Source organism: Oleidesulfovibrio vietnamensis (assembly GCF_055388115.1).
In genome coordinates this window covers 499782-524576 of sequence record NZ_AP042419.1, presented here as the reverse complement: position 1 = coordinate 524576, position 24795 = coordinate 499782, and the positions used below count along the sequence as shown (strand labels likewise).

Genomic DNA, 24795 nt, shown 5'->3' with positions numbered 1-24795 from the left:
GGCGGACAGGGCTCACCCCCCGCCCGCTGTGTGTCTGCGCCCTGTCCGGAATCAGTATTTTCCGGTCAGTCCGACAAAGGCGTCTTCAAAATCCATGGGAACCGGAGTCATGTTCTGCGGGTCAACTCCGCGGTCCCTCAGGTGGCGTGCGACGGTTTCGCCGTCGGCAAAGGCATATACGGTGGTTACGGAACCCATATGTTCCACGTTTTCCAGCACCGTGTCGGCATGCAGCGCGTCCGAGGCGGGCGAACGGGCGAAAGAATAGCACCGGAAAGAATCCATGAATTCTTTTTTGGAACCGGAAACGGCCACTCTTCCCTCGCGGAGCACGATCATGTTGTCCACGATTTTGTCCAGTTCCTGCACCACATGCGAGGTAAGCAGCACCGTTGTTCCCCGTTTGGCCACATATTCGCGCAGAAAATCGATGAACAGCCTGCGGTAGCCCACATCCAGCCCCATGCTGTAGTCATCCAGAATCATAAGCTGCGGCTGCTGGGCCATGATAAGCCCCAGCACCACCTGTGAACGCTGGCCGCATGACAGACACGATATGCGGCGGCTGTAGGGCACCTGCAGGCGGTCTGTCAGGTCAAAAAACACGCTGCGGTCCCACAACGGGTAAAACGCGGCATAATAGCGTTCCAGTTCGGCTATGGTCATGAAATCATACTGGATGAATCCTTCGTGCAGCAGGCCGATACGCCTGCGCGCATGGGGACTCAGGGCGTGGCTGGGCTCCCCCAGCACCCGGCAGCTGCCGCTGCCGGGTCTGAGGAATCCCATCAGAATGTTGATCGTCGTGCTTTTGCCCGCGCCGTTTTTTCCCAGCAGCCCGAACACACCTCCCTGCCGCACGGTGAACGACAGGTCGTGCAGAACCGTTTTTTCGCCGTAGGAATGGCTCAGGTCACGGCATTCGATGAGTACGCTCATTGCTCTGTCACTCCGCAGATGCCTGAGGGGCGGTTCCGGATTCGGTGACTGTCAGAACGGCTCTGGAATCTTCCGTAAAGGCGGCACGCGCCTCACGGTTCAGGTCTTCCGCAGTCAGCGCACGCAGCGCTTTTATGTATTCGATATCCCAGACAAAGTACGGGAACGGGCGGCGGGCTTCGGCGTCAAGCGCAAAAATGTACAGCCCGTTTTCGCGGCGGTTTTCTTCCCATCCGCTGAGCATGGGCAGCCGCTGGCGCTCCATTTCTTCGGCGGTCACGCCGCCTGCGGCCACGTCACGCATGACGTCGTCCACCACGGAAACCAGCATATCAAGTTTGTCGGGCTGCGTGCCGATGCGCACCATGTACATACCGTAGCCGTTGACATCATCCGCCCAGTAGAACAGCCCCGGAGAATACGATGCGCCCAGCTCTTCGCGCACTTCGGTACGCAGCCTGTCACGCACCACCGAAGCCAGCAGACGGCGCGCGGCCAGCGTTTTTCTGTCGGCGGGATCCTGCAGTCTGCGCAGATATCCCACACGCAGTTCGGCCTGATTGAGCGCGGCATCAACTACCACATGTTCCGTACGGCTGTCCGGTGCGGGAAAACGCGGTACAAAGGCGTGCACGGGGGCGGCGGCGGGCTGCCACTGCACTTCGGGCGCGCCGAAGTATGCCGCCACCAGTCTGCGGGCCTCCTCCGGATCAAAATCGCCTACGATATTCAATACACCGCCGCCACCGGCATACAGTTTTTTCAGAGCATCACGCATCTGCTGCAGGCTGATACCGGCACCCTGCTGCGCCGTAAGGGGGTTGATGCGCACGGAATCACCGAAGAACAGCCTGCGGCCGGCCGTGCCTGCGGCAGAAGAGACATCCTTGTCGCGGGCGGCGTCGGCAATGGCCAGTTCGCGCAGCTTTTCCTGCCGGTCTTTTTCTTCGATATGCGGGTCGCGGAACTGCGTCCACATGGCCTGCAGTATGCCGCGCATGTCGGCGGTCTCTCCGCGGCCGCTTATCTGCAGCGATTCAGAGCCCAGATTATAGGATGCTCCGTACCCGGTACTGCGGAACAGACGTCCGGCCTCTTCCGCCGTCAGTCTGCCGAAACCTGAACGTTTGTCGGCGTCCACGGCGAACTGCGCAACAACGTATTCTTCATCGTCCAGCGCATCGCTGCCGCCGCCCACATGCAGCGAAAGCGAGCTGTGGTCCTTCATGAACGGAGTGGGCAGCATGCGCAGCACCAGTCCGTTGCGGAACACCACCTCGTGCAGCACCAGATCGGATCCCGGAACGGGGCGGGTGACGGAGGAAGCCGCTTCACCGGGAACGGCAGGTTCATCCACATACGGGTAATCGAGCGCGGCAGCAGACTGCAGCGGAGCCACAGGACGCTGCATGCCCTCTTTCCAGAGCCTGCGCAGTTCTTCGCCGGCATCGCCCTCGATCACGGCATCACCGGTGATGAACAGCATTCTGTTTCCGCTGTCCCACATATCAAGAAACACGCGGTGCAGCTCTTCTGCAGTGGCCCCGGCGAAAAATGTTTTGTACATGTCGTAGGTCTGCTGCCACGACTGATACACGCGGTTGCCGTTAAAGCAGCCGATCATGACCGAAGCCACATCATCATTGGCAATCTGGGATTCGAATCTGGCGCGGCGTTCATAGCTGCGCAGCAGTTCGGCGCGCACTTCATCCACTTCTTCAGGCAAAAAGCCGTATTTCATGGTGCGGCGCAGCTCATCCTGCAACACGGCAAACGTCTCGCGCCAGTTTGCAGCCTCGGTACGGGCAATCATGTCCGCCGTGGGAAAAAGATACATGGAGTCGACTTCTCGCACGAAGGCATTAAGGAAAGGTGCGTTACCGGCAGCTTTAAGCCGCTGCAACCGCTTGCTGACAATGCTGTTGGCCATGGCGCCCAGCGCCATGCGGCGCTGCAGGTCCAGCGAATCATCGGCCCACCGGCGCGGCTTCATGGCGCCTATGCGCACCACTGTAAAGTCGGCATCGTAATTATCGTAAAAACCGTGCACACCTTCGCGCTGCACATCGCCCCACGGCTCCAGCACACGGCGTTCGCCATGGGCGGCCAGATCGCCGAACAGCTTTTTGATATCACTTTCAACATCGGCAGGGTCCACACTGCCGACCACCACCAGCACCATAAGCTCGGGGCGGTACCACGCATCGTAGAATCCGCGGATGGTCTCCGCCGTGGCGGTTCTGATAATCTCTTCGCTGCCTATGGTGTCGTTTACAAAACGGGTACCCTCGTACACCTGCGCGGTCAGTCGCCGTGCGGCACGGTACTGCTTGGAATCGCGGGCCGCTTTTTCCGAAAGAATGACACCGCGCTCTTTTTCCACCTCTTCAGGCAGAATGCTCAGACCGTCCGCCACGTCGCGCATGACAAGCAGCCCTTTTTCCACATTGGCCTCTTCTGCCGAAAGATTAAGCTTGTACACCGTTTCCAGAAGCGAGGTGTGCGCGTTGGCATCGCGCCCGAAAGCAAGACCGTTCTCCTGGAAAAAGGGAATCAGCTCGCCCGGAGCGAAGTTTGTGGAACCGTTAAAGGCCATGTGCTCAAGAAAATGGGCAAGCCCCAGTTCGTCGTCGCGCTCCATAAGCGAGCCCGCCTGCACATTCAGCTGCACCGTCACCCTGTCTTCGGGTTTTTCATTCTGCATGATTATGTAGCGCAGACCGTTGTCCAGACGTCCGAACACAGCTTTGTCGCTTTGCGGCAGGTCGCTTTTTTCATGCGGCCACAGGCCGTCCAGCCACCATGCCTCACCCTGAGGTTGTTGCGGGGCAACTGTCCGCACGCAGCCTATGGCCACCATAAGCAGCAACAGAACAGGAACCATTTTCAACTGACGCATGATCTCTCCCGGAATGTTGTGTTTTCTACGTTATGAAAATGAAATTTATTTTCATTATTGGGTTCAGTCCGTCCAGTACCCAACCCCTCCGTAAAAGGCAAGCGGATTATGCATTTTTCATCATGTCCGATCGTCACACCAGACAATGAAAGCGATACATCAGTGCAACGGGCTGCCTGAGAGAAAAGCGGGACGGCTGCACACAGCAGAACGCACGTAAAAAAGCTGCGAAACACGACACACAGACGTTACGCAGCGGTATGATGCCCCCTGCAAAGGGGCAGACATGAACAGATACCCGAAGAAAAGCGCACCGCAACAATGCGGTATACCGGTGCGGCACTGCATGCGGACACAAAAAAACCGCGATGCAACGCGGCCGGTTCTGCGGCAAAAAGATGAACGCCGGAGTGTGGCGGGAAACTGCGGATAACTGCGGAAAAATGCAGCGGGCAAACAGCGGACAAACAGCGGGCAGGAAACATGCTGCCGCCGCCGGATGAACACGGCCCGTCTGCAGGCAGCCGGAGCGGCGCATGGCTGCCGGTATATCTGCCGCTATATCTGCCGGACAAAAAGCAGCAACAGAGCGGCTGCCACAAATGCCACCCGCCTGCAGATGGGCACGGCAATATCTGCAGGCACCGGTTTTATAGGGCGCATGGCCGGAGAGCGGCAACGCACGCGGCAGCGCATGAACCGCAGCGGAACAACTGTTGGCGGCGGACAGCCAGACCACCGCGCCGCAGACAGACTATGTCACGGCTTCAGCAAGCTTTCTGCCCGCTTCACGGGCGGCCTGCAGCACATCTTCATGCTTTGCCACCAGCCCCCTGTCAAACAGCCTCAGCACAGGCAGCTGCGCCACCACACGGTACCCGAGCGCCTCCAGCGGAAGACGCATGGCCTCCAGCGGAAGACGCATGGCCTCCAGCGCAACACCCAGATTTTCCGGAGTTTCCTGCTCCGCCACCGCGGCAATGACGGCCGCCCTGTTCTGTTCTGCCAGCCTGCTGCGCCACGCGCGTGGCCGTGTATCGCTGAAATCGTAATAACAGTACAATCTGTCGATAAAAGCTTTCATCCACGCCGTGATGTTGTAATTGTGCACCGGCGAAACAAGCACAAGTCCCGTGCTGCCGTCCACATGCGGATACAGCAGCGTCATGCCGTCACGGAAACGCGTGCAGGCCTTTTCCGTTCTGCACTGTTCGCAGCCCACGCACGGGTCGTACCGGTAATCGCGCAGGTGTACGGCGTACCCTTCCTGCCCCGCATCCGCAGCGCCTTCCAGTACCGCTTCAAGCAGTTTATGCGAATTACCGGACCGGCGCGGACTGCCTTCAACTCCGAGAATCACAGGCGTCCTCCTGTTATGCTTTGCACCCCGGAACATCTCCGCATATCAGCGGAACATCCCCGTCTGTCCTGGCAGGGTGCCACAGCAGAAAGTTCTCTGCAAACATACCGTAACGCGCGCTATGCCCCCCCTGCAAAAAAACGCGACCGCATCAGCCGGGCCACCCTGCCGGCAGCATGGCCGTCACATGCGGAAAAAAGTTTGGCGCACAACGCGTTGCGCTCTTCCCGCCACGGATCTTCACCGCCCTTGCATACCCTGAACAACGCTTCGAACAGCTCAGGCTCGTTCACCGGCCGCGGGCCCGGAGACATATCTTCGTAGCGGTAGAACATGGCCCTGTCGCAGGCCAGATATTTTTCAAGATCATACGGGAAAAACACGACCGGCCTGCCCGTAAGCAGAAAATCATAGGCCACCGAAGAATAATCGGTCAGCAGACAATCTGTCTGGGCCAGCAGCGGGTAGGCGTCGGAATTGAACTGCACGCTGTGCACGGCCTTGAGATGCCGGGGCACGGGTACGTTCACATACGGGTGAAATTTGAAGAAGAACGCGATTTTCTGACGGCGGCAGAAAATATCCAACCGCTCAAGATCAAGCGCACCGTTTTCAAAAGCGTCCCCGCCGGTATCGCGGAAGGTCGGCATGTAAAACACCGTTTTAAACCCCGCCCCGCGAAACCGCTCCATGGCGTCGTATGCTTCCCTGTCCACGCCCAGCATATCTATGGCATCAGGCGTGCGGAACAGCATGTCGTTGCGCGGATACCCGGTCTCCCATATTTCATCACATGCAAAAGCCCGCCCCAGCCCCGTTCCGGTGACAAAGGGCGACGTGGAGACAACCGCATCGTATCCCGAATAGCCCGCACGCAGCATCTGCCGTTTTTCCGCATCCATGTTCACGGCAGATTCCGCTTCCGGCATGCCTATCAGCTTCAGCGGAATACCATGCCACAACTGGAGTATCTGCGCGCCGGAAAGCAGAAAACGCGCCGGTGTCTCCATACGCCACCAGAAATCATCGCAGACCACTGCCTTTGCCCGCGGCAACATGGCTATGGCCTCTTCCGACGGAAACATGAGACACGGCAGTCCGGCGTCACGCAGCATGTCATAGTCATCGGCATGATGGGTAAGAAAGACCGAAGAAAACGGCTGCTCTGTCTGCACGCAGTGGCGGAACAGATATTTGGTATTGTCCATGAAGCGCCCGCCTATGCGCCCGATGAACACTGCAAGATTTTCCTTGGGTGCACGCTGCGATAGCGCCGTAAACAGGCTGCCGATATCGGTTCCCATCTGTTTCCCCGCAATTACGCGTCAGTTACGGGCAGAACGTCACGCACCTTCGTTAAAAAGACGGCGCGCCTCGTCCAGATCCCCTTTAAAGTCCACCTCAATGCACCGGTAATCGGAAATATCAACGGCCCGGTAAGGCGTTTTTTCCACCAGCATTTCCAACGCCCGTTCAAAGTAATCGTCGGGGCGGCAGGATTCCAGCGCCGCAACCAGATCGGGCAGGCTTCCGCGCGAAACAAGATTAAGTCCCACGGCCTCACCTTCCGGATTCTCGACCTGCTTTGAAATGGCGGTTATGAAGCCTGCGGCATCCGTGCGGTACTTCACTTCCTCTTCTCCGCATTTTTTGCGGTCCACCGCCACGGCATTGCCCCCGGCCTGCATCAGACGCAGCGCCACCTCGGGGTCAAAAACCACATCACCGTTGGCCCACAGAATATCATCGTCCAGATCTTCTATGCCCGCAAGCAGACTCTTGGAAGTGTTGGTGATGTAAAACACCGGATTGTAGCGGAAGCACACATTGGGAAATTCTTCCATGAGCAGCGACTTTTTAAAGCCCACGACCACATGCACTTCTCTGATGCCTATCTCGCGCAGAATGCGTATCTGTCTGCCCAGAATGCACTCGCCCGAAGGCAGACGGGACAACGATTTGGGAAACGGTCTGCCAAGACGGCTTCCGACGCCGGCGGCAAGGATGACTGCTTTCATGTCATACGCCCCTGTGGCTAAAGGTAAGAAAAACGGCCCGGCCTGCGCAGTACCAAGCAAGTTACATGCCACGTCCGGGCACAGTCTGCCCGGCACGACCTGACACAGCCTGAAACTGCCAGAAACTGCCGGGAACTGCCCGCCGTGCGGCCCGTGACTGACTGACCGGCATCTGATATACAACCGGCAGACGGGAGTCGCTGTCAAAACCCCGTCAGACCTCATACACCGGCCGCGGGCGGCTTGTTCCGCAGCGCGGCAGCAAGGAGCATCATGATAACCGTCACCGTACACATACCCGTCAAACCGCAGCATGCGGCGGACTTCATCAGCCATATGCATGCGCTGGCACCGGTGGTACGCGCCGAACAGGGCTGTCTGACGTACAACCTGTACACCGACCCGTACCGGCCTGATATGCTTTTCATGTACGAAGAATGGCAGGACATGGATGCGCTGCGCGCCCACCTTGAACAGCCCCACATGAACGAGCACCGCCGCACCACAAAAGACTGGCTTGCCGGCGATGTAACCCTGCACACAACCCGGAGCACTCCGGTAACGCTGTAGCCGGCGCGGCGCCTTCAGGCGGCAGTCTGCCTGCCGGAGCGGTTCCGGCAGACTGCGTCCGTGCTGTCCCTGCCACTGTCATGCACCGCGGCGGCATGCTGCGGCGTGCAGTGTCACAGCCAGCGGCGCCAGCGGAAATACACCAGCATGCCCCCCGCGACAGCCACCATGACGCCCAGCAGCACAAAATAGGCATACTCCACGTGCAGTTCGGGCATCACGTCAAAGTTCATTCCGTACACACCGGCAAGAAACGACAGCGGAATGAATACCGTGGAAAAAATGGTCAGAAACTTCATGATGTCGTTCAGTCTGTTGCCCACCGCCATGTTATAACTGTTCTGATGGTCGTTCAGCAGTTCGCGGTACACCTCCACGGCATCGGCGGTCATCTCGGCCATATCGGCAAGGTCGCGCAGAAAAGGCTGAATGCCCTCGCCCACAAGGCCGTTTTCCACCCGCGCCATGCGCAACGCGATTTCCCTCGCGGGGCGCACCGCCTTGCGTATGTAGGCCATCTCGCGGCGATAATGCGTTATCTCCTGCAGCAGTTCAGGCGTGGGGTCTTCAAAAATTTCGTCGTCCAGCTCTTCTATGCGCTCGCCCAGTGCCTCAATGGTTTTCAGATACCCCTCAAACACGCAATCCAGCAGCGCGTACAGCAGATAATCCGGCCCGTACCGCCGCAGTCTTCCTGTCTGCCCTTTCAACCGCTCGCGCACCGGCTCAAAAACCATTCCCGGACGTTCCTGAAAAGTAAGCAGACAGCCGTCGCTGAGCACGGCACTCAACTGGTCTGTCGTCACTGCCGAACGGTCCTGACTGAGTGAAGGCATTTTGATGGAAACAAAGACAATGCCGGGAAACTCTTCAAGCTTGGGGCGCTGGCCTGTGTTCATGATGTCTTCAAGCACCAGCGCCGGTATGCCGAACAGCCCGCCCAGCGTTTCCATCAGTCCGGCATCGTGCACGCCGTCCACGTTGCACCACAGCACGGTATCGGGCCGCGTACGGCCGGCAAGCTGACCGGGGTGCTGCACAAAATCGTCGCGTGCCATGTCCGCATCGTATTCGATGACACGCAGACGCGGCGTATCTATTTTCTGTCTGCCTACAAAAACCAGAGCACCCGGCGGACGCCCCGCCCTTGTGTCCATCTTTTTCAGAAAACGGGCCATGATTCCTCCGTGGCAGGGCCGCCGGTGTTCACCGTGCGGGTGTGCCTGCGCCTGTGCCCTTCAGCATACACAACGATGCAGAAAAAAACAGTCCGCGCGGAAAACCGCGCGGACTGAGCACTCTCTGTTCTGCAGTACCGCTAACCCCGCCCGTCCGGCACCAGCCGCTGGGGCATGTCCGTGATGATGCAGCGCGCTCCGGCATCATGAAAACCGCGGGCTGCGGCGGCGTCATTCACCGTCCACACATTGACGGTTATGCCCAGCGCCGCCAGCTCGCGCACCAGCCCGGCATCGGTTACCGTATGGTCGGGATGGTACGACTGCGCCCCTATTCCCCGCAGGTATCCGGCTATGCCGCTGGCAGTGCCGTCCGCCGGGTGGGTTTCTTCGGGCGTTGCGCCTTCGCTCAGCAGCGCCAGAGGCACCTCGGGCCACTGGCGGCGGACTTCGCGCAGATACTCATGGCTGAACGAAGACAGCAGCAGTCCGGCGCAGTCTTCGGCCTGTATGATGTCAAGCACCTCTGTGATGATGCGCATGTCACCCGGGGAATGCACCTGTTCCTTTATCTCTATGTTGACGGGAAAACTATGTTCACGGGTGAAGCGCAGTGCTTCCGCCAGCGAGGGCACGGGCTGTCCTTCCATGGCTGCCAGCGCTCCGCGGGTCACTTCGCCCGACGCCACCGTACCGAAAGGATCCTTGCGGCCGAACCAGCTGCCCGCGTCAAGACTGCGCAGCTGCGCAAAATCATGCAGCGCCGTTTGCAGCACCGGGGCAGAACCGCCGTGCGAAAACAACCGCGCCGCATCGGTGGTGCGCGACAGGTCGTGGTCGTGAAAGACCACCGGCACACCGTCGCGCGAACGCTGCACATCCAGTTCCCAGCAGTGCGCGCCGCATGCAAGAGCCTTATGTGCGGCCAGCATGGTATTTTCCGGCGCAAGAGAACGTGCGCCGCGATGTGCGCACACAGCGTGCGCGGGAATCAGTTCATAAAACATGGTCACCCTCTGGCCTGATTTCCGGCATGGCAGTACGCCGCGCAACAGCCGACAACCGGCCGGTTTGCGGCAGCGCAGCCCGCCGGTGATTCTTTGTAACCGCCGCATATGCGGGGGCTGTTTCAGTGTATGGCCCCCTTCCGGTAAAAACAAGGGCTTATCGCGTAAAACGCCGTATACGGCATTCATGTGTTGTAAAAATCATGGGGGCGGAAGGCCTGTCCTGTTTACAGTATACAGCACCCTGATTTTTTACAGGGTCATATCTGCCACCGGCAACCGCGAGGGAACGATGTCTTTTTACACACGCATGAACACCGTTTTACTGACAGCCGGAATCTGCATTGTGCTTTTTCCGGTGTGCTCATGGCTCATCCTGCCCGTACAGGCGCACACAGGCACGTTTATAACCGTGTACGGCGTACTGACTCTCACGGGCTGCGGTTTCATTGCCGCGGGGCTGTATCAGCTGCATGCGGGGTTCAGCCGCCCCCTTGAAAAGCTGCACGCCTATACGGCCGCCCTGCGTGACAGCCCCGCCACTGTAACGCCACAGCTTGCAGGCGCGGCGGAACTGCACGCGCTGGCAGAGGAAATACACCGCACGGCAACGGCGCTGGTGCAGAATGCCGACAGCTACAGCCCCGCAGCGCAGGCTGCCGGCACCCTGTCGGAAAAATTCGAACAAAGTACCCGTGAGGCACAGGCCTACCGCACCGATGTGGAAATTATGCTCTCTTCGCTGCACAAAGCCACACAGAAGGCCGGCGACATATCCGGAGAACTTACCGGTTCGCTCAGAACCGTGACGGCGGACATAGACCATGTGACCGGCGGCATAAGCGTGCAGAACAGTAAAACACAACAGATAGCCATTGCCATGAACGAAATGAACACGGCGGTGCTTGAAGTGGCACGCAACGCGGCATCTGCGGCATCACAGGCTGCCCGGTCGCAGGAAAAGGCGCAGGCCGGATCGCGCGAGGTGCACAAGGCACTGGAGCTTATAACCGATGTCGAGGAAAACATAGGCGCCCTGAAAACAACCATGGACGAACTGGGCGCGCAGGCCGAATCCATAGGTGTGGTGCTTAATGTCATCAACGATATTGCAGACCAGACCAATCTGCTGGCGCTTAATGCGGCCATAGAGTCGGCCCGCGCAGGTGAAGCGGGACGCGGTTTTGCCGTGGTGGCCGACGAAGTGCGCAAGCTGGCGGAAAAAACGGTATCCGCCACCAAGGAAGTGAACGAGGTGGTGCACGGCATCCGGCGCGTGGCCAGAAACAGCATGGATGCCGTGGACGAAGCTGCCGGCAAGATAGGCCATTCCGCCACAGCCGCGGCCGAATCAGAACGCTACATGACCGATCTTATCGATATTATCTCTCAGGCATCCTACATGGTGCAGAACATGGCCGCAGCATCCGAGGAACAATCAGCCACGTCGGACCAGATCAACGCGGCCATCGCCGGAATAAAAGACACGGCAGAAGAAACGACCGCAGGCATGACCCGTTCGGCAGAAGCTCTGGCACGCATTACAGGGCTCATCGCGGAGCTGGAATCCATTCTGGCAGCTCTGGCAAAAGCCGAAACCGGCAAAACCGTATCAACGGGCGACGGGCAGTTCCTCAACTGGACGGACGACCTTTCCGTCAATATAGGGCATCTGGACAGCCAGCATAAAAATCTGGTGGCGCTCATCAACGAGCTGGCCGCCGCCATGAAGGCCGGTAAGGCAAAAAGCGTCATGCTGGATACACTGGGCAGGCTGAAGGAATACACGCTGACCCATTTCAAGGAAGAAGAGGATCTTTTTGACAGATACGATGTGCCCGGTGCCAGAGATCACAAAAAAATACACCAGAGTCTGCGTGAAAAAGTGCTCAGCGTGGAGCAGGACATTGTTTCAGGCCGAATAACCGTCTCGCTGGAACTGCTGGAATTTCTCAAGGAATGGATACTGAACCACATTCAGGTGGTGGATAAGCAGTACTCCGCGTTTCTGAACAGCAAAGGGGTGCGCTGACGTCCCGCGCCTGCCCCCCGGCACTCCCGCACAGCCGCATGCCGCCTGAACAGCCTTGCCGCCGCATACGCCCGCAGATGCCGCTCCGGACACCGGTGCGGCATTTTTCTGGCGCACGGCATCCCTGACGGAACCGCCCGTATTGCGCGGGTATGCATCATGCCGCAGTACCGGCATATATCCCGCTGCGGCATTCTTTATGCTATTGTCACGGTGGCAACTACGTTGTATGTCCAGAACCTGACAATACCGCATAAAAAGCAACACAAACTTTCCGGAACGTCATGAAAAAAGCACTCATCACAGGCATCACCGGACAGGACGGTGCCTATCTTGCCGAATTTCTGCTGAACAAAGGCTACGAGGTGCACGGTATCAAGCGCCGCGCTTCCTCGTTCAACACCGACCGCATCGACCACCTGTATCAGGACCCGCATGTGGACGGGCGGAAGTTCATTCTGCACTACGGCGACCTGACCGATTCCACAAACCTGATACGGATCATTCAGGAAGTGCGGCCGCATGAAATATACAATCTGGCCGCACAGAGCCATGTAAAGGTCTCATTCGACTCTCCGGAATACACGGCCAACACCGATGCGCTGGGTACTCTGCGCATTCTCGAAGCCATCCGCATACTGGGACTGGAAAAGCATACCCGTTTCTATCAGGCTTCCACTTCAGAACTATTCGGGCAGGTTCAGGAAATTCCGCAAAAGGAAACAACGCCGTTCTACCCCCGTTCTCCCTACGCCTGCGCCAAGCTGTACGCATACTGGATTACCGTTAACTACCGTGAAGCATACGGCATTTACGGATGCAACGGCATTCTGTTCAACCATGAATCGCCCGTACGCGGCGAAACATTTGTCACCCGCAAGATAACCCGTGCTCTGGCCCGCATAGCGCTGGGACTGCAGCAAAAGGTCTATCTGGGCAACATGAACGCCAAACGCGACTGGGGCCATGCCCGCGACTATGTGGAAATGCAGTGGCTCATGCTGCAGCAGGAACACCCCGAGGACTTTGTCATCGCCACGGGCAGACAGCATTCCGTTCGTGATTTTGTCAATATTTCTGCAGCTGAAGTCGGTATTTTTCTGGACTGGCAGGGCAGCGGTGCCGAAGAAAAAGGTGTGGTACGGGCCGTGGACGAAACCCGGCTTGCCGCATGCCTGAACGGTAAAAGCGGCACGGCACGCATGCCGTCGCCCGGTGATGTCATAGTTGAAGTAGACCGGCGTTATTTCCGCCCGACGGAAGTGGAAACACTGCTGGGCGACCCCTCGCGGGCCAAGGAAAAACTCGGCTGGACGCCGCGCATCAGCTTTGAAGAGATGGTCCGTGAAATGGTGCAGACAGATGTGAACATCGCCGCGCGCGACCGCGTTTGTCTGGACAGCGGCTTCACCGTTTTTGAATACAACGACTAGACGCGCCGCAACGTACGCCCGGCGCACGCTGAAGACACATCCGCAACTTTTTTCTGTTTTTCCGGCACGGCCGCATGCAACGACGGGCAGGATGCACCGCATCCTGCCCGCTTTTTTACATCCGCTTTTTTACATCCGCCTCATGCATCAGGCCGCCGCAAAGGCCTGCACATTGCCTGCACCGCGCCTGCAATCACGAACGGGCGGTTATGGCGTCAAACACCCTGCGGCAGCTGCCGCCGTCCCTCAGGGTAAAAAACTCACCGGCACGCTTCTCGTATTCTGCGGTCCGGACACACCCCCGGTGTATGGCCGTCTCCAGCTCGTGCGCCAGCATTTCAAAGCTGTCCGCCTGCGGGCCGAAGCCGTCACGCGCATAGTCAAAGTATCCTTTTGTGTACACATGCCCGCTGAATATCGAACGCTTTTCCGGAAAATGATAATACAGCAGGCTTCTGCCCAGAAAAGCCGCCTCCGCCGCCAGCGAGGAATAATCCGTCACCAGCATGCGGCTGCTCAGCAGAATATCCTGCACGGAAGCAAGGTCGGCATAACTCATGAACGTAAACGCTTCCGTTTTTTCAAACAGCGGCAGATACCGCGACACTTCGGGATGGGGCAGAAAAATGAAGCGGTAGCGATGCTCCGCAGCCAGCCGTTCCAACCGCCTGCTGCCGGTCACGGCATTCCACGCCCTGAAGTAGCAGCTTGCTGTAAAAATCCGGCCTTCCTCCGTCGTCAGGGGGCTTGTCAGGTCGGCGGTCTGCCGCAGATGCATACGCCATGTGGGACAGAACAGCACTACCCTGCCCGGCCTGCGCTGACGGGCACGATGCAGCAGGGTGTCATGGCGGGGCAGACCGGTAAGCACCACTTCACGGGGGGTGAATTTGTAATCACCCTCCACTATGGAATCATATTCCCTGCGGCATGATGTCACAAAAAGATCAAGCTGCTTTTTATTAAGCCAGCGGGACAGGTCCTGCGTAATGATACCATGCTGCAGAAAAGCCACTTTGTATGCAGGTACGCCGAAATTTTCGCGCACTTCCAGCGGGTCCACCACCGGCGGGTCCACCTGAGAACTGACAAGCCATGCGGCACCCGCCAGCGCACTGAAATGCGCCTCGCTGCCGTATGCAAGCAGGCGCACTCCGGCGTGCGCCAGACGCGTCCAGTCCGCACAGCGGCGCGACAGCACAAAGTAGACGGGAATATGGGGGGCGTGTTCGCGCAGCCAGAAATAAAAATGTTCGGCGTTATCATCCGCCTTGTGCACGCGGTCCATCAGCAGCCAGCAGCCTGCATATTCCTGCGCACCGGCACAGGCGCGGTCGTAACGGGCACGCAGCGGTTCCGGCATGGCAGACAGCGGCAGATACCGGGCGGCGGCCACCGACGCTGCAGAGACCTCATCGGACAACTGCCCGCCGCACAGCACCTGCACGGGGTTGCCGTTTACCGTAAACCGCAGCTTCCGCCCATGCTCCGGCCGGAACCAGACGCGCTTTTCCACCAGCATGTCTTCGCCGCCGCAGGCATGGCGGATAACCGCGGACCATGCAGGCTCCAGCGTCCGGCCCGCTTCTTGCCCTGCCGTTTCGGCAGACACGGCACTGATAACGGCCGAAGCTCCTCCGTAACAGGACACGGCAAATGCACCGCGGTCCGCGGCCACTTCCTGCACCACCAGCGGAAACGAAGACAGATCGAGCGACTTGAGTGCATGCAGCATGACCAGCCGCTCAAAAAGGGGAATCATGGGCAGCGGGCTGTGCAGCATGGTCTGCACGTCCACAAAACGGAACGCCGTGCGCAGCAGACCGAACATCTGCGCGGCCTCGCCGTCGGAAAAAGCATACTCCAGCGTACTGTCCAGCATTTTACGGAAATACCAGTACACATCGTAAAAAACCGTATTCTGGATAAATTCCGGCACGGTCCCTGTTTTTGCAGCGTATGCCCGCAGCAGGTCCAGATAACCGAACACTATCTGATCACGATATTTTTCCGGCCGTTTCCAGCCGCTGTCCACCAGACTGTCCTGTGTGCCCCGCTTGCGGTAAAAATACACGGCGTCACGCAGAAAACACACCGTGCTCATGCCGGTATGCAGAAAGTATCTGTTAAGAAAATGGGCATCTTCAAAGGAAGGCCTGACCCGGCTGTCAAAAAGCACACCCGACTGCGCCAGACGCTGCCTGTCCAGAAATACCGCATTGACCGCCAGCTGAATGTATTCCGGCTGTTTCTGCAGGTTCACGACGGCCGCAGACCGGGCATATTTATACCGCAGCGGGTGGGTGTCGTGCAGGGTGTTGTCGTCAAACAGATACACCGGACGGCAGGACACCGCCGCCAGACCGTCCTCATTGTTTTTCAGCGCTTCCCGCACGGCGGCGAAATAGTTTTCGCTCACGCAGTCGTCGGCGTCTATAAAAGTCACCCACCGGCCCCGCGCATGGGGCAGCCCCGTATTGCGTGCGGCAGCCACACCGCCGTTTTCCGTACGCAGCACCAGAATATTATCCGGATACCGCGCGGCCCAGCGTCCGGCAACAGCTGCCGTGCCGTCCTGCGAACCGTCATCCACCAGCACCAGCTGGATGTGCTCTTCAAACCCCAGTGACTGGGAAGCAAGCGAAGCAATACAGGCATCCAGCCACGGTTCACAGTTATACGCGGCCGTCACCACGCTGAACAGAAAGTCCCGTGCACCGCCGCCGACAGCACATGAACAGATGTCAGCAGTCTGCCCGCAGTCATGCAGGCCGGGACTGCCGTCGCAGGTCTGCAGCGGTACAATCTGCTGAGCCACCTCTTGCCAGCGGCTGCGCAACCCAGCAGGCATGGACAGGTCTGCGGCCGGTTCGCGCCCCTGCACCAGATCCATGAATACCGGAAACGAACGCGCCCACGTAAAGCAGCGCTGCCAGTGTTCGCGCCCCAGCGCCGCCAGCAGACGGGCTTTGTGCGGCCCGCGGAGCAGGGCCTGCATGGCGGCGGGAAAAGAATCCAGCGGAACAATGAGCCCGCCCGCCTCGTCCTGTACGGAATTGCACTGCGGTGTGGCTATCCAGGGTGTCCCCATGGCCATGGCCTGCAGCACCACCAGCGGGCCTGCACTTTCTCCCAGCGAGGGAAGCAGCAGAACATCCGCCTCGTAAATCAGAGCGGCCGCCTCCTCTCTGGGCAGCGTCCCCGTCATGCGGACTCTGGGATCGCGCTCCGCAGCCGCGCAGCATTGCATAAAATACTCACGCAACGAAGGCCACGGCGCGGGCCCTCCGGCCAGCACAAGCTGCCAGCGTCCCTGCGCCGCCGTCATGGTGCGCAGCAGCTCCAGCTGATTTTTCACCGGCCAGAAATTTCCTACACAGACCGCCAACGGCACGTCCTCATCCAGACCCAGACGCTGCCGCATGTTTATATCGGCCCGCCGCGTGTCCACGGCATGGGGAATAAACGTGTGCGTCAGCCCCAGACCATCCAGCACCTCCGCATCCACTCCCCGTTCCGACACGCTCACATGCCTGTCTGCCGCACGCAGCACGTCATGGATGCTGTCCATTTCGTTCTGCTGCCGCCATGTACGCAGGTTATCGGCGTTCATGCTGGGCATCATGATAATGCGCGGACGGCCTTTGCTCGGTAAGCCGCGCAGCAGACAGCAGACCCAGCTGTCAGGATGGGCCAGCGCTATGACGGCATCGTAGCCCCCCTGCATCACCAGCGTGCGGTACGCCGGAGCATCAGGCCCCATGTCATCGCGAAACCCCTTCCAGCAGTGCAGAGGAATAATGCGCATGCCCTTATGCGTCAGCGCGGGACGGGTATCCATGTGCCGGCAGGCCACATCCACAGCATAACCGGCCGCCACAAACTGCTCACCCAGCTCTTCCACCACCACTTCGGTGCCGCCCACCATGGGCCAGAAATAATTGCAGGCCAGCAGAATTCTGCCCTGCTGCGCGGTCTGCATGGCAGGGGCGGCGGCAGAGTCTCCGGATTCTGCCAGCGCACCGCAGGCGGAAAGGTGCATGACCTCATGCAGCCGCCGTAACAGGTACATGGCGGAAAACCAGTCGGCAGACACATTCCGGCCGGTCCCGCACGCACCGCCGACATTCAGGACAAACGCATCCAGTCCGGTACGGGCATTTTCAAGCAGTGCCAGCACATCGCGCGTGCGCAGGGCGGCCAGCCCTTCTGCATGACAGGAAACCGCCTGCTGCGACAGCATGTGCGCAAAAGAAGGCAACGGGCATATCTGCCGCTCCAGTCCTTCCAGCACGGCAGTCATCTCTTCCACGGCACGCAGCAGCCGCGCAGGGGGCTTGGCCCAGTACGCCCTGTCCGCGGTGCTGAAGTGCTCCTGCCGCAGAAAAGGCCTGACATCATCGCCGGCGGCTCCCTGCACAAAATCACGCGCCCCGCCGTTCTGCCGACGGCGGATGCGGCACCCGTCCAGATAGACCACTCCCGCAGGCAGCGACTCAAGATGGGCCGCCAGCGCACCGGCAGCTGCACCCGCAGAATCTCCGGACAACGGCAGTGCCGCCAGCAGGGTTCTGCGCGGCAGGCTGAAGTTGACGGCGGAAACACCCTGCGCGCCGTACAGCCTGCCGGTTTCAAACGGCCCGCCGCGCTGCACCGCGTTCCAGCGCGCAAGCATATGACACCAGACAGTATCCTGCGGACCGCACACGGCATCCACCCTGCCGAACACACCGAATTCCTCATCGGGAACCGAATCATGCGCACGCACATGCAGCAGCAGACAGGCAGGGTCTGCCACCGCATCCGGCGGCAGAAAAAGCACTATACGCCCCGCCGCTGCCTGCACGGCCGCCGTCAAGGCTCTGCCACATCCGGCCATGTCCGCACCGCGCAGCACACGCAGCCGCAGTCCGGCCGTTTCAGCCAGTCCGGCCGGATTCTCATCGGGCAGATCGCCGGCCAGCAAAACTTCATAATGCTCCGCAGCCAGCCGCTGCGCCTGAAGACTGCGCAGACAATCCGCCAGCTCCGGCGTAAAACGCCGTGCCGGAATAATTACGGAAATATGCGGAATGCCGGTTCGTTCCGGCGCGGTAGTGGTCATGGTCATACCTGTGTTTCTGGTCCGGACGCCTGCGGCTCCTCAGCGGGGCGGAGTTTCGGGACACATGTTCCGCGGCAGCAGCGCCTGCAGGTCCAGTTCGCGATATCCGCTGAACAGCGGAGCCAGTTCGGGACGGCGCAGAACGGCCTGCACCGCGGCGCCGTGCGCCGCTTTTTTCCGGCCCAGCCGCAGATTGCACATAAAAAGACGCAGATGCGGCTGCCACTGCGCATACGGGGCATGCGCGGCGGCATGCATGTACCCTGCAACGGCTTCCGCCGTACGGCCCGCGGCCTCGTGCACCAGCCCCTGCCAGAAGGCGGGCATGGCCGCACGGGGATGCCGTGTGCGTATGTCCGCTATGACACCGGCCGTATCCGCATCCATACCGGCCACAAGGGTATGGTCCTGCAGCAGTGCCGCGGCAGGATACAGGGCGGGCAGCAGAGTGCGCAGACAGGCGCGCACCACATCCCACCGTTCCATCATGCGGGTGTACATGGAACCGTGCGGATGGGTACGGTACAGAAAAAGCGGCTCTTCTATTCTGTGCGGGCACAACCCGAACGGTGCACAGGAAAGCCAGAAAAGCCAGTCTTCGGCCCCCCACGGCATGGAAGGGTCATACCCGCCGCTCTGTTCCCACAGCTCTTTCCGGTACAGCGAAGCGTACGGAAAGGTATTGCGCCGCATGAGTTCCTGCAGAGAGTACGGTTCAGGATTCCAGCGCCCCTGACGGGCTCCGAATTCCTGCATATTGGCGAATACCAGATTCACCCCGGGCCGCTGCGATATTATTTCAGCCGCCCGGCCCACAAATTCCGGCGCAAAACAATCATCGCAGTCCAGCGGCAGTATCCAGCCGCCTCCGGCCTGACCTATACCGGCATTGCGGGCCGATGCCAGCCCGCCGTTATCCTTGTCCGCCACCCGTATGCGCAGGGCGGGATACTGCGCTGCCAGCGCCGCGCCGACGGCAGAAGAATCGTCTGTGCTGCCGTCGTTGACTATGATGACTTCCATGGGTTCGTAGCGCTGCCGGTGAAGGCTGCGCACGGCATCGGGCAAAAACGACGCCCCGTTGTACACAGGGATGACCGCGGAAATAAACGGCCTGTCCGTAACTGACAGATGCTCCGGCTCTGCGGGCACAGACCGCAGCCGCAAAGGCATTTCGTAATGTGCCGCGTCAGGCAGGGCGTCACCGTATGCCGCCACATCCAGCATCTGTCCGCGCGCGTACAGCTGCGCCAGCGCCTGCGCGTCCACCGGCTCGTCCGCAACCCGGTTTGCAAAGGTATCCTGCACCCTGTTCAACGGGTTGCAGAAAGTCACTGACCTGTCGAAAAACAGCAGCTGCGGAAACGAATCTTCCACCGCACCCGTCCGGCGCGAGAGCCCCGCTTCCAGCAGGTTGGGGTTGGTGAACGGCATATCATGCAGCAAAGCCAGCATGTGCGCTGTACGGTACACCGAGCTGGAAACTTCGAGCGGATACCCGAAGTCATGGTCGGCCCCGCGCCACCGGCAGCAGAGCACGTTGTCACGCAGTACCGTACAGCCGGGAACGCGCTGAGGTGCATCCTGCGTGTGGCAGTAGGTGGTGTTGCGCCCCAGCCGCAATGAAAACCCCACAGCCCCGGGGGCGGCTTCCAGACATTCCAGCACGCCGCCCAGTGAAAAATCGCGGTAAAAAATATTGTCATCCACCAGAAACAGCACGTACGGCGTGTCCGCCAGCAGACGCAGCAGCTGGATGCGGAAATCCGTCTCGGCCACAAATTCCACCTGCGGAAAGCTCTCTTTGAGACTGTTGTACTGCCGCCTGTGCATCTCGCCGCAAGCCTTGTACAGCACACGCACACGCAGTTCCTCCGCGGCATCAGTGCACCGCAGCAGCAGCGATTCGAGGGTGGCGCGCAACTGCAGCGCCCTGTCCTTGCTGAATACGACGGCCTGCGTCCTCACGCTTTCACTCCTTCCACAAAATATCCCACAGTGAAATCTTCCAGCATGTATCTGTCATCCATCCCTGCAAGATAACGGGGCAGCATTTCGCCGAAAAACGCACGCAGTTCTTCTGCCCGCCCGTCGGCAAGTTCCGGTTTTTTATCGAGCAGCCACGATACTCTGGCGCATTCCTGCGCAAGATGACGGAAAAAACCGCCGTTGGGCCGCAGCTCCGTTATCCTGATGCCCAGAGGCGGCAAAAATTTTTCATAAAAATGCCTAGTGAATCCGCCATAATAGTGGAACGGCTCCTGATGCAGCCCCGACCCGAGAGGGGCCGTAAGCAGCAGCCTGCCGCCCGGACGCAGCAGCCGGACCATCTCGCGCAGGGCTGCTGCCGGATCAGGAACATGCTCCAGAACCTCCGTGCACAGCACCACGTCAAACGACGCATCGGGAGCCGGTATGGCGGTAATGTCGCCCACCAGATCAATATCGCCGTAGTCCGTGCCGCCACCCAGCTTTTCGCCCTGATACTCTTTGAAATCATGAGCCACATAACGGCAGTGTGAAAAAAGCGGACGGTACGGACACGTTCCCGCCCCCACGTCCAGCACGCGGGCGCCGTCCGGTACCGCGGCCGCCTTTGCCGCCATCCAGCTGTCGCGCCCGCGCTGATTGAAATCATGTATGTCCTTCAGCGGGGCGGCGCAAAGCGGCGGCAGCACAGTACCGGCAGTCTGCTGCTGTGCAGGCTGTCCGGCAGCAGGGTGCACAGGGCGGTAGGCCATAAATTCGCGCAGCTGTTTTTTCCACACCTCATAGGTGGGAATTTCCGCCGGAGCCACGGTACTCAGCCACAGCAGTTCATCAGCAGCCTGCAGCAGTTTTTCCAGCGGTATATCAGCCTGTTTGACAGCCACGGCGGTAACATTGGCAAGGTGCGGAGGCTTCTTCCACCGATCTGCTGTTATACGCAGTTCACCATACCCCAGATGACTGAGCGTGGTCTGAAACCGCTGAGGAAACCAGTGATCGATGTGATACGCCCATGTCTCTGTCTGATCGCCCGCCAGATGCCGCACCGCGGCGGTTTTTTCCTTCAGGGGCACGTCCGACAGCACCGTGCGGGCGCTTCCTTCAAGGTCAGGCGTTTCGATGTGCAGCACTCCGCCCGTACGCAGCCACCGGTGCCAGCGCACCAGAAGTCCCAGCGCCTCCACACGGTTAAAGTGCTCAAACACATGATGCAGCCTGATTTCATCCACACTGTTGTCGGGAAAACGCAGCTGCTTTATCTCCGCGCAGATGTCGGCCTTTGTCCGCATCACGGCATGCCTGTCCTGCGGGTAATCTATATTCACATACCCCTCAAGATGCGTCTCGCCGCATCCGAGATGCAGCCTGAGCGGAGTACCCGCCCTGTACAGACCTGCCTGATGCAGTGCCCACAGTGCGTCGCTTTCTGCGGGTATCAGCAAAGAGCCGTCCGTCTGCTGCTCCGGCGCAAGCGCACGCCCCCGGGGCATCAAAGGTTCGGAATCTGCATCGGCAGCAAACAGCCGTTTGACACGCTGCACGTCATAGTAACTGCCTGTCCAGGCAGCACGGTATGCAGCAATATCCTGTTCTGCCAGATTATTATTATTTTGTTTTGACACATCCAGAACATTATCATGCAGAACGTGTGCTTCCGGACATGCAACTATTTCGTATCCGGCCTGCAAGATACGTAGGCAAATGTCGCCATCTGCGCAGTAAAACCGGTACGCGTCTGAAAAGCCCCCCAGTGATTTCACCAGAGGAGTGCTAAGCAATCCGTAATTGACCAGTACCTGATCGCCAAGAGTCAGATCGACACCATATTGTTCCCACTCTGGCTGAGCAGCGTGCACATTGCGATATCCCATGGCCACCCCCGCAGCCAGTCCCTGCCTGTCCTGCAGAGCCTTCAGGGCCAGCAGTACAGCATCAGGTGCAAAAACAATATCGTCAGAGGCATACATAAACCACGGGGCATCCGTCTGCCGGAGCAAAAACTGCATCATGGACGGCCATGACGGTCTGCCCGGCAAAAAATGCTCTGCCTGATCATACACTTGCACCTGTGGAAACCGCTGCCGCAATGCCGCCGCTTTCTGCGCCACGTCTTCACCCGCGTACAATACTCTTGCCTCCCATGGAATACGGCCTGCGGCCTTTTCCATGGAGGCAAGCATGCGCACCAGCATTTCATGCCGGTCCTTTGTCGGCAAAAGCAAAGAAATCACAGGCGACGCATCTGGTGCAGTCTGCTGCAGAATGTTCATATATTCCTCGGAAGGTTATAACGTTCCGCACGGCGCTAGCGCATGCGCACTGCAAAGCCCACACCGTATCCCACTTCGGAAAAGGTGAAGCCGCTCATTTCCGGACGCGAAAGCACCACGTCCTGCCATACCTGCATGAGTTCGGGATGGGCGGGATGAGCCACGTCGTCAAAAACAATGGCTCCGCCCACACGCAGATGCGGCAGCACATCCGTAATATCCTGCTCCGCGCCCTGCGGGGTATGGTCGCCGTCCACGGTTATCAGATCAAACGCCGCCTGCGGGTTGCGGGCAAAATATGCGGGCAGAGTCTCGTGCGAGTTTCCGTCCACAAACTCCAGCTTTCCCGTATGTCCCAGCGCCTGCATCCGTGCGCGCACAAAGTCGGGGCCGGGATTGTCCATGCCCGCATAACCGGCGCACCACATATCAAATGCGGCTATGTCGACCTGAGGCCGGCGCGCGGCCACCATGGCCATGCTGCGGCCCTGACGCACACCTATTTCCAGATAATGTCCGGCACCCAGCATGCCGGCAAGCGTGTACAGCACGGTGCAGATATCGGCATATTTCCAGTGCGGGCCGAAACGGCGCATACCGCTGGACATGAATCCCTTGAGATAGCGCAGATAGTCGTCCTGCGGCAGCCTGCGCAGCACCTCCAGTGTGCCCTCGTAAACCGGGGCCTCGAACAAGGCCGCCGCAAACGTGGCCGCACCGGCAAGCGGCGGCGCATACCACTGGGTGCCTTTCACCCGGTAGCTGTTTCTGCCCGAAACCTCGTCCGTCACGGAGACTCCCCCGCGAACCGCTGCGTCCTGCCGCTGTGCCGGACCTGCGCACACGGCGGCAGACCCTGCGGCGGCTTTCTGCGCCTGTTCCATCATACCGGCCACCTCCAGACCGAAACGCACGCGGGTTTCATACGAATCCTGCAGCGCTTTTTCTTCCACCTCGGTACCGGCAGCTGCATGCCAGCTTTGCCAGTGAGTACCCAGCACATCGGCCAGCGCGGCGGCATCTCCCGCACGGAAGGGAATGCCCGCGGGCACGGCCTGTTCCAGATGTACGGGAATGTCGGAATAAACCACACTGGTACCCAGCAGACGGCAGTCTTCAATGACGGTGCTCCAGCCTTCAAACTGCGACGGCTGCACCACTGCTCTGGCGCCGCGCAGCAGCTGTATCTGATCGCTGCGGGGGATAAGCCCCAGTATGGCGACCTGACCGGAAAGTCCGTTATCTTCCAGCATACCGCGCAGCGAAGCCATATACTCCGGATGACGGGAATCTTCGGCGGCTCCCGTGCACACCAGCGGCAGTTCCACCCCCTGCCGCCGCAACAGGGCAAGAGCGGCAAACAGGGTTTTATGATCCTTGTGCACCCAGAACTGGTTGCAGCACATCAGATACGGGCCGCTGATACCGTAACGGGCCTGCACCGCCCGCGGGTTTCCGGAAAACCAGTCCGGTTCCGGCGATGTGGCAAAGCGCAGCACATGGGTGGGGCACCGGACATCAAAATAACGGCAAAAATCATCCAGCGCCGCACGGCTGCTCAGCACCACCATGTCGGAACCGGCAGCCAGCGCGGCAAAATGCCTGTTACGCCACGCAAGATCCGCTTCGGAAAAAAGATGCGGCAGGTGGCAGTGCTGAAAATCAGGAATCCAGTGCACCCGCGTGACTCCGGCGGGGGCTTGTCCCTTGCCGGGAAAAGGATACAGCACATCGATATCGTCCATCTGTGCGGCAGGATCGAACACACGCACGTCATGAGCCAGCGGAATGATGTTCCTGTACTGCTCAAGATGGTCCACCTGATCGGGGCTGACAAAAAAAACCATGCGGGGGCGCCGGGCCTGCGGCACGGAAGCCACGGCAAGCGCGAGGTTTTTAAGATAATTGGGACCGCCCTGCCAGCCGTCACTGCCCCATTGAATGACAAGTCCGAGTGTGGACACTGCCGCCTCCTTGAATCGTGTTGCGTATTGCG

The 24795-nt window shown here is 59.5% G+C and carries 14 protein-coding genes; 3 read left to right on the top strand and 11 right to left on the bottom strand.

Annotation, left to right across the window (positions count from 1 at the left end):
• Nucleotides 1-51: 51 nt before the first annotated feature.
• From ACZ5D1_RS02225 to ACZ5D1_RS02205, 5 genes are all read right to left on the bottom strand, one after another.
• Nucleotides 52-939, bottom strand: a complete 888-nt coding sequence (locus ACZ5D1_RS02225; protein ID WP_027181702.1) for an ABC transporter ATP-binding protein — start codon at nucleotides 937-939, stop codon at nucleotides 52-54.
• Between the two features lie 7 nt (nucleotides 940-946).
• Nucleotides 947-3838 (bottom strand): M16 family metallopeptidase, encoded by a 2892-nt coding sequence (locus tag ACZ5D1_RS02220; RefSeq protein WP_027181701.1) that lies wholly within the window; start codon nucleotides 3836-3838, stop codon nucleotides 947-949.
• Nucleotides 3839-4592: 754 nt separating this feature from the next.
• Nucleotides 4593-5198 (bottom strand): flavodoxin family protein, encoded by a 606-nt coding sequence (locus ACZ5D1_RS02215; protein WP_464555763.1) that lies wholly within the window; start codon nucleotides 5196-5198, stop codon nucleotides 4593-4595.
• 119 nt (nucleotides 5199-5317) lie between these two features.
• Nucleotides 5318-6502 carry a CDP-glycerol glycerophosphotransferase family protein gene (locus tag ACZ5D1_RS02210; protein ID WP_273195052.1) on the bottom strand — a complete coding sequence of 395 codons (1185 nt, stop codon included), beginning with the start codon at nucleotides 6500-6502 and terminating at the stop codon, nucleotides 5318-5320.
• Between the two features lie 39 nt (nucleotides 6503-6541).
• Complete coding sequence (locus tag ACZ5D1_RS02205; protein WP_011366570.1) at nucleotides 6542-7216, bottom strand: phosphocholine cytidylyltransferase family protein; 675 nt, start codon at nucleotides 7214-7216, stop codon at nucleotides 6542-6544.
• 273 nt (nucleotides 7217-7489) lie between these two features.
• Between ACZ5D1_RS02205 and ACZ5D1_RS02200 the strand changes: the two genes are divergently transcribed.
• Nucleotides 7490-7786: a putative quinol monooxygenase gene (locus tag ACZ5D1_RS02200; protein WP_011366569.1), complete on the top strand. Its 297-nt coding sequence runs from the start codon at nucleotides 7490-7492 to the stop codon at nucleotides 7784-7786.
• Nucleotides 7787-7899: 113 nt separating this feature from the next.
• On the opposite strand, the gene corA is transcribed toward ACZ5D1_RS02200, so the two are convergent.
• On the bottom strand, nucleotides 7900-8964 hold the full coding sequence (corA, locus tag ACZ5D1_RS02195; RefSeq protein ID WP_011366568.1) for a magnesium/cobalt transporter CorA: 1065 nt from the start codon (nucleotides 8962-8964) through the stop codon (nucleotides 7900-7902).
• 140 nt (nucleotides 8965-9104) lie between these two features.
• The gene (locus ACZ5D1_RS02190; RefSeq protein WP_464555760.1) at nucleotides 9105-9971 is read right to left on the bottom strand and encodes a glycerophosphodiester phosphodiesterase; all 867 of its coding nucleotides are present in this window, start codon (nucleotides 9969-9971) and stop codon (nucleotides 9105-9107) included.
• 292 nt (nucleotides 9972-10263) lie between these two features.
• On the opposite strand from ACZ5D1_RS02190, the gene ACZ5D1_RS02185 reads away from it, so the two are divergent.
• Both ACZ5D1_RS02185 and gmd read left to right on the top strand, forming a co-directional pair.
• The gene (locus ACZ5D1_RS02185; protein ID WP_464555759.1) at nucleotides 10264-12003 is read left to right on the top strand and encodes a bacteriohemerythrin; all 1740 of its coding nucleotides are present in this window, start codon (nucleotides 10264-10266) and stop codon (nucleotides 12001-12003) included.
• Nucleotides 12004-12287: 284 nt separating this feature from the next.
• On the top strand, nucleotides 12288-13436 hold the full coding sequence (gene gmd, locus ACZ5D1_RS02180) for a GDP-mannose 4,6-dehydratase (protein ID WP_011366565.1): 1149 nt from the start codon (nucleotides 12288-12290) through the stop codon (nucleotides 13434-13436).
• A 193-nt stretch (nucleotides 13437-13629) separates the two neighbouring features.
• Here gmd and ACZ5D1_RS02175 read toward each other — a convergent pair whose 3' ends face one another.
• The 4 genes from ACZ5D1_RS02175 to ACZ5D1_RS02160 are packed head-to-tail and all read right to left on the bottom strand — an operon-like array spanning nucleotide 13630 to nucleotide 24763.
• A complete protein-coding gene (locus ACZ5D1_RS02175) occupies nucleotides 13630-18546 on the bottom strand; it encodes a glycosyltransferase (protein ID WP_464555757.1) in 4917 nt (1638 codons plus the stop codon).
• 33 nt (nucleotides 18547-18579) lie between these two features.
• Nucleotides 18580-20508 (bottom strand): glycosyltransferase family A protein, encoded by a 1929-nt coding sequence (locus ACZ5D1_RS02170; protein ID WP_464555755.1) that lies wholly within the window; start codon nucleotides 20506-20508, stop codon nucleotides 18580-18582.
• The gene (locus ACZ5D1_RS02165) at nucleotides 20505-22799 is read right to left on the bottom strand and encodes a methyltransferase domain-containing protein (protein WP_464555753.1); all 2295 of its coding nucleotides are present in this window, start codon (nucleotides 22797-22799) and stop codon (nucleotides 20505-20507) included. The genes ACZ5D1_RS02170 and ACZ5D1_RS02165 overlap by 4 nt, the downstream gene beginning before the upstream one ends.
• Before the next feature lie 35 nt (nucleotides 22800-22834).
• Nucleotides 22835-24763, bottom strand: a complete 1929-nt coding sequence (locus ACZ5D1_RS02160; protein WP_011366561.1) for a class I SAM-dependent methyltransferase — start codon at nucleotides 24761-24763, stop codon at nucleotides 22835-22837.
• Nucleotides 24764-24795 lie beyond the last annotated feature (32 nt).

Bases quoted from the DNA above. Each gene is read 5' to 3' on its own strand.
- ACZ5D1_RS02190 (WP_464555760.1), bottom strand. From the start codon at position 9,971: ATGTTTTATGAACTGATTCCCGCGCACGCTGTGTGCGCACATCGCGGC.
- ACZ5D1_RS02165 (WP_464555753.1), bottom strand. From the start codon at position 22,799: ATGAACATTCTGCAGCAGACTGCACCAGATGCGTCGCCTGTGATTTCT.
- ACZ5D1_RS02175 (WP_464555757.1), bottom strand. From the start codon at position 18,546: ATGACCATGACCACTACCGCGCCGGAACGAACCGGCATTCCGCATATT.
- ACZ5D1_RS02205 (WP_011366570.1), bottom strand. From the start codon at position 7,216: ATGAAAGCAGTCATCCTTGCCGCCGGCGTCGGAAGCCGTCTTGGCAGA.
- ACZ5D1_RS02200 (WP_011366569.1), top strand. From the start codon at position 7,490: ATGATAACCGTCACCGTACACATACCCGTCAAACCGCAGCATGCGGCG.
- gmd (WP_011366565.1), top strand. From the start codon at position 12,288: ATGAAAAAAGCACTCATCACAGGCATCACCGGACAGGACGGTGCCTAT.
- corA (WP_011366568.1), bottom strand. From the start codon at position 8,964: ATGGCCCGTTTTCTGAAAAAGATGGACACAAGGGCGGGGCGTCCGCCG.
- ACZ5D1_RS02225 (WP_027181702.1), bottom strand. From the start codon at position 939: ATGAGCGTACTCATCGAATGCCGTGACCTGAGCCATTCCTACGGCGAA.
- ACZ5D1_RS02210 (WP_273195052.1), bottom strand. From the start codon at position 6,502: ATGGGAACCGATATCGGCAGCCTGTTTACGGCGCTATCGCAGCGTGCA.
- ACZ5D1_RS02220 (WP_027181701.1), bottom strand. From the start codon at position 3,838: ATGCGTCAGTTGAAAATGGTTCCTGTTCTGTTGCTGCTTATGGTGGCC.
- ACZ5D1_RS02185 (WP_464555759.1), top strand. From the start codon at position 10,264: ATGTCTTTTTACACACGCATGAACACCGTTTTACTGACAGCCGGAATC.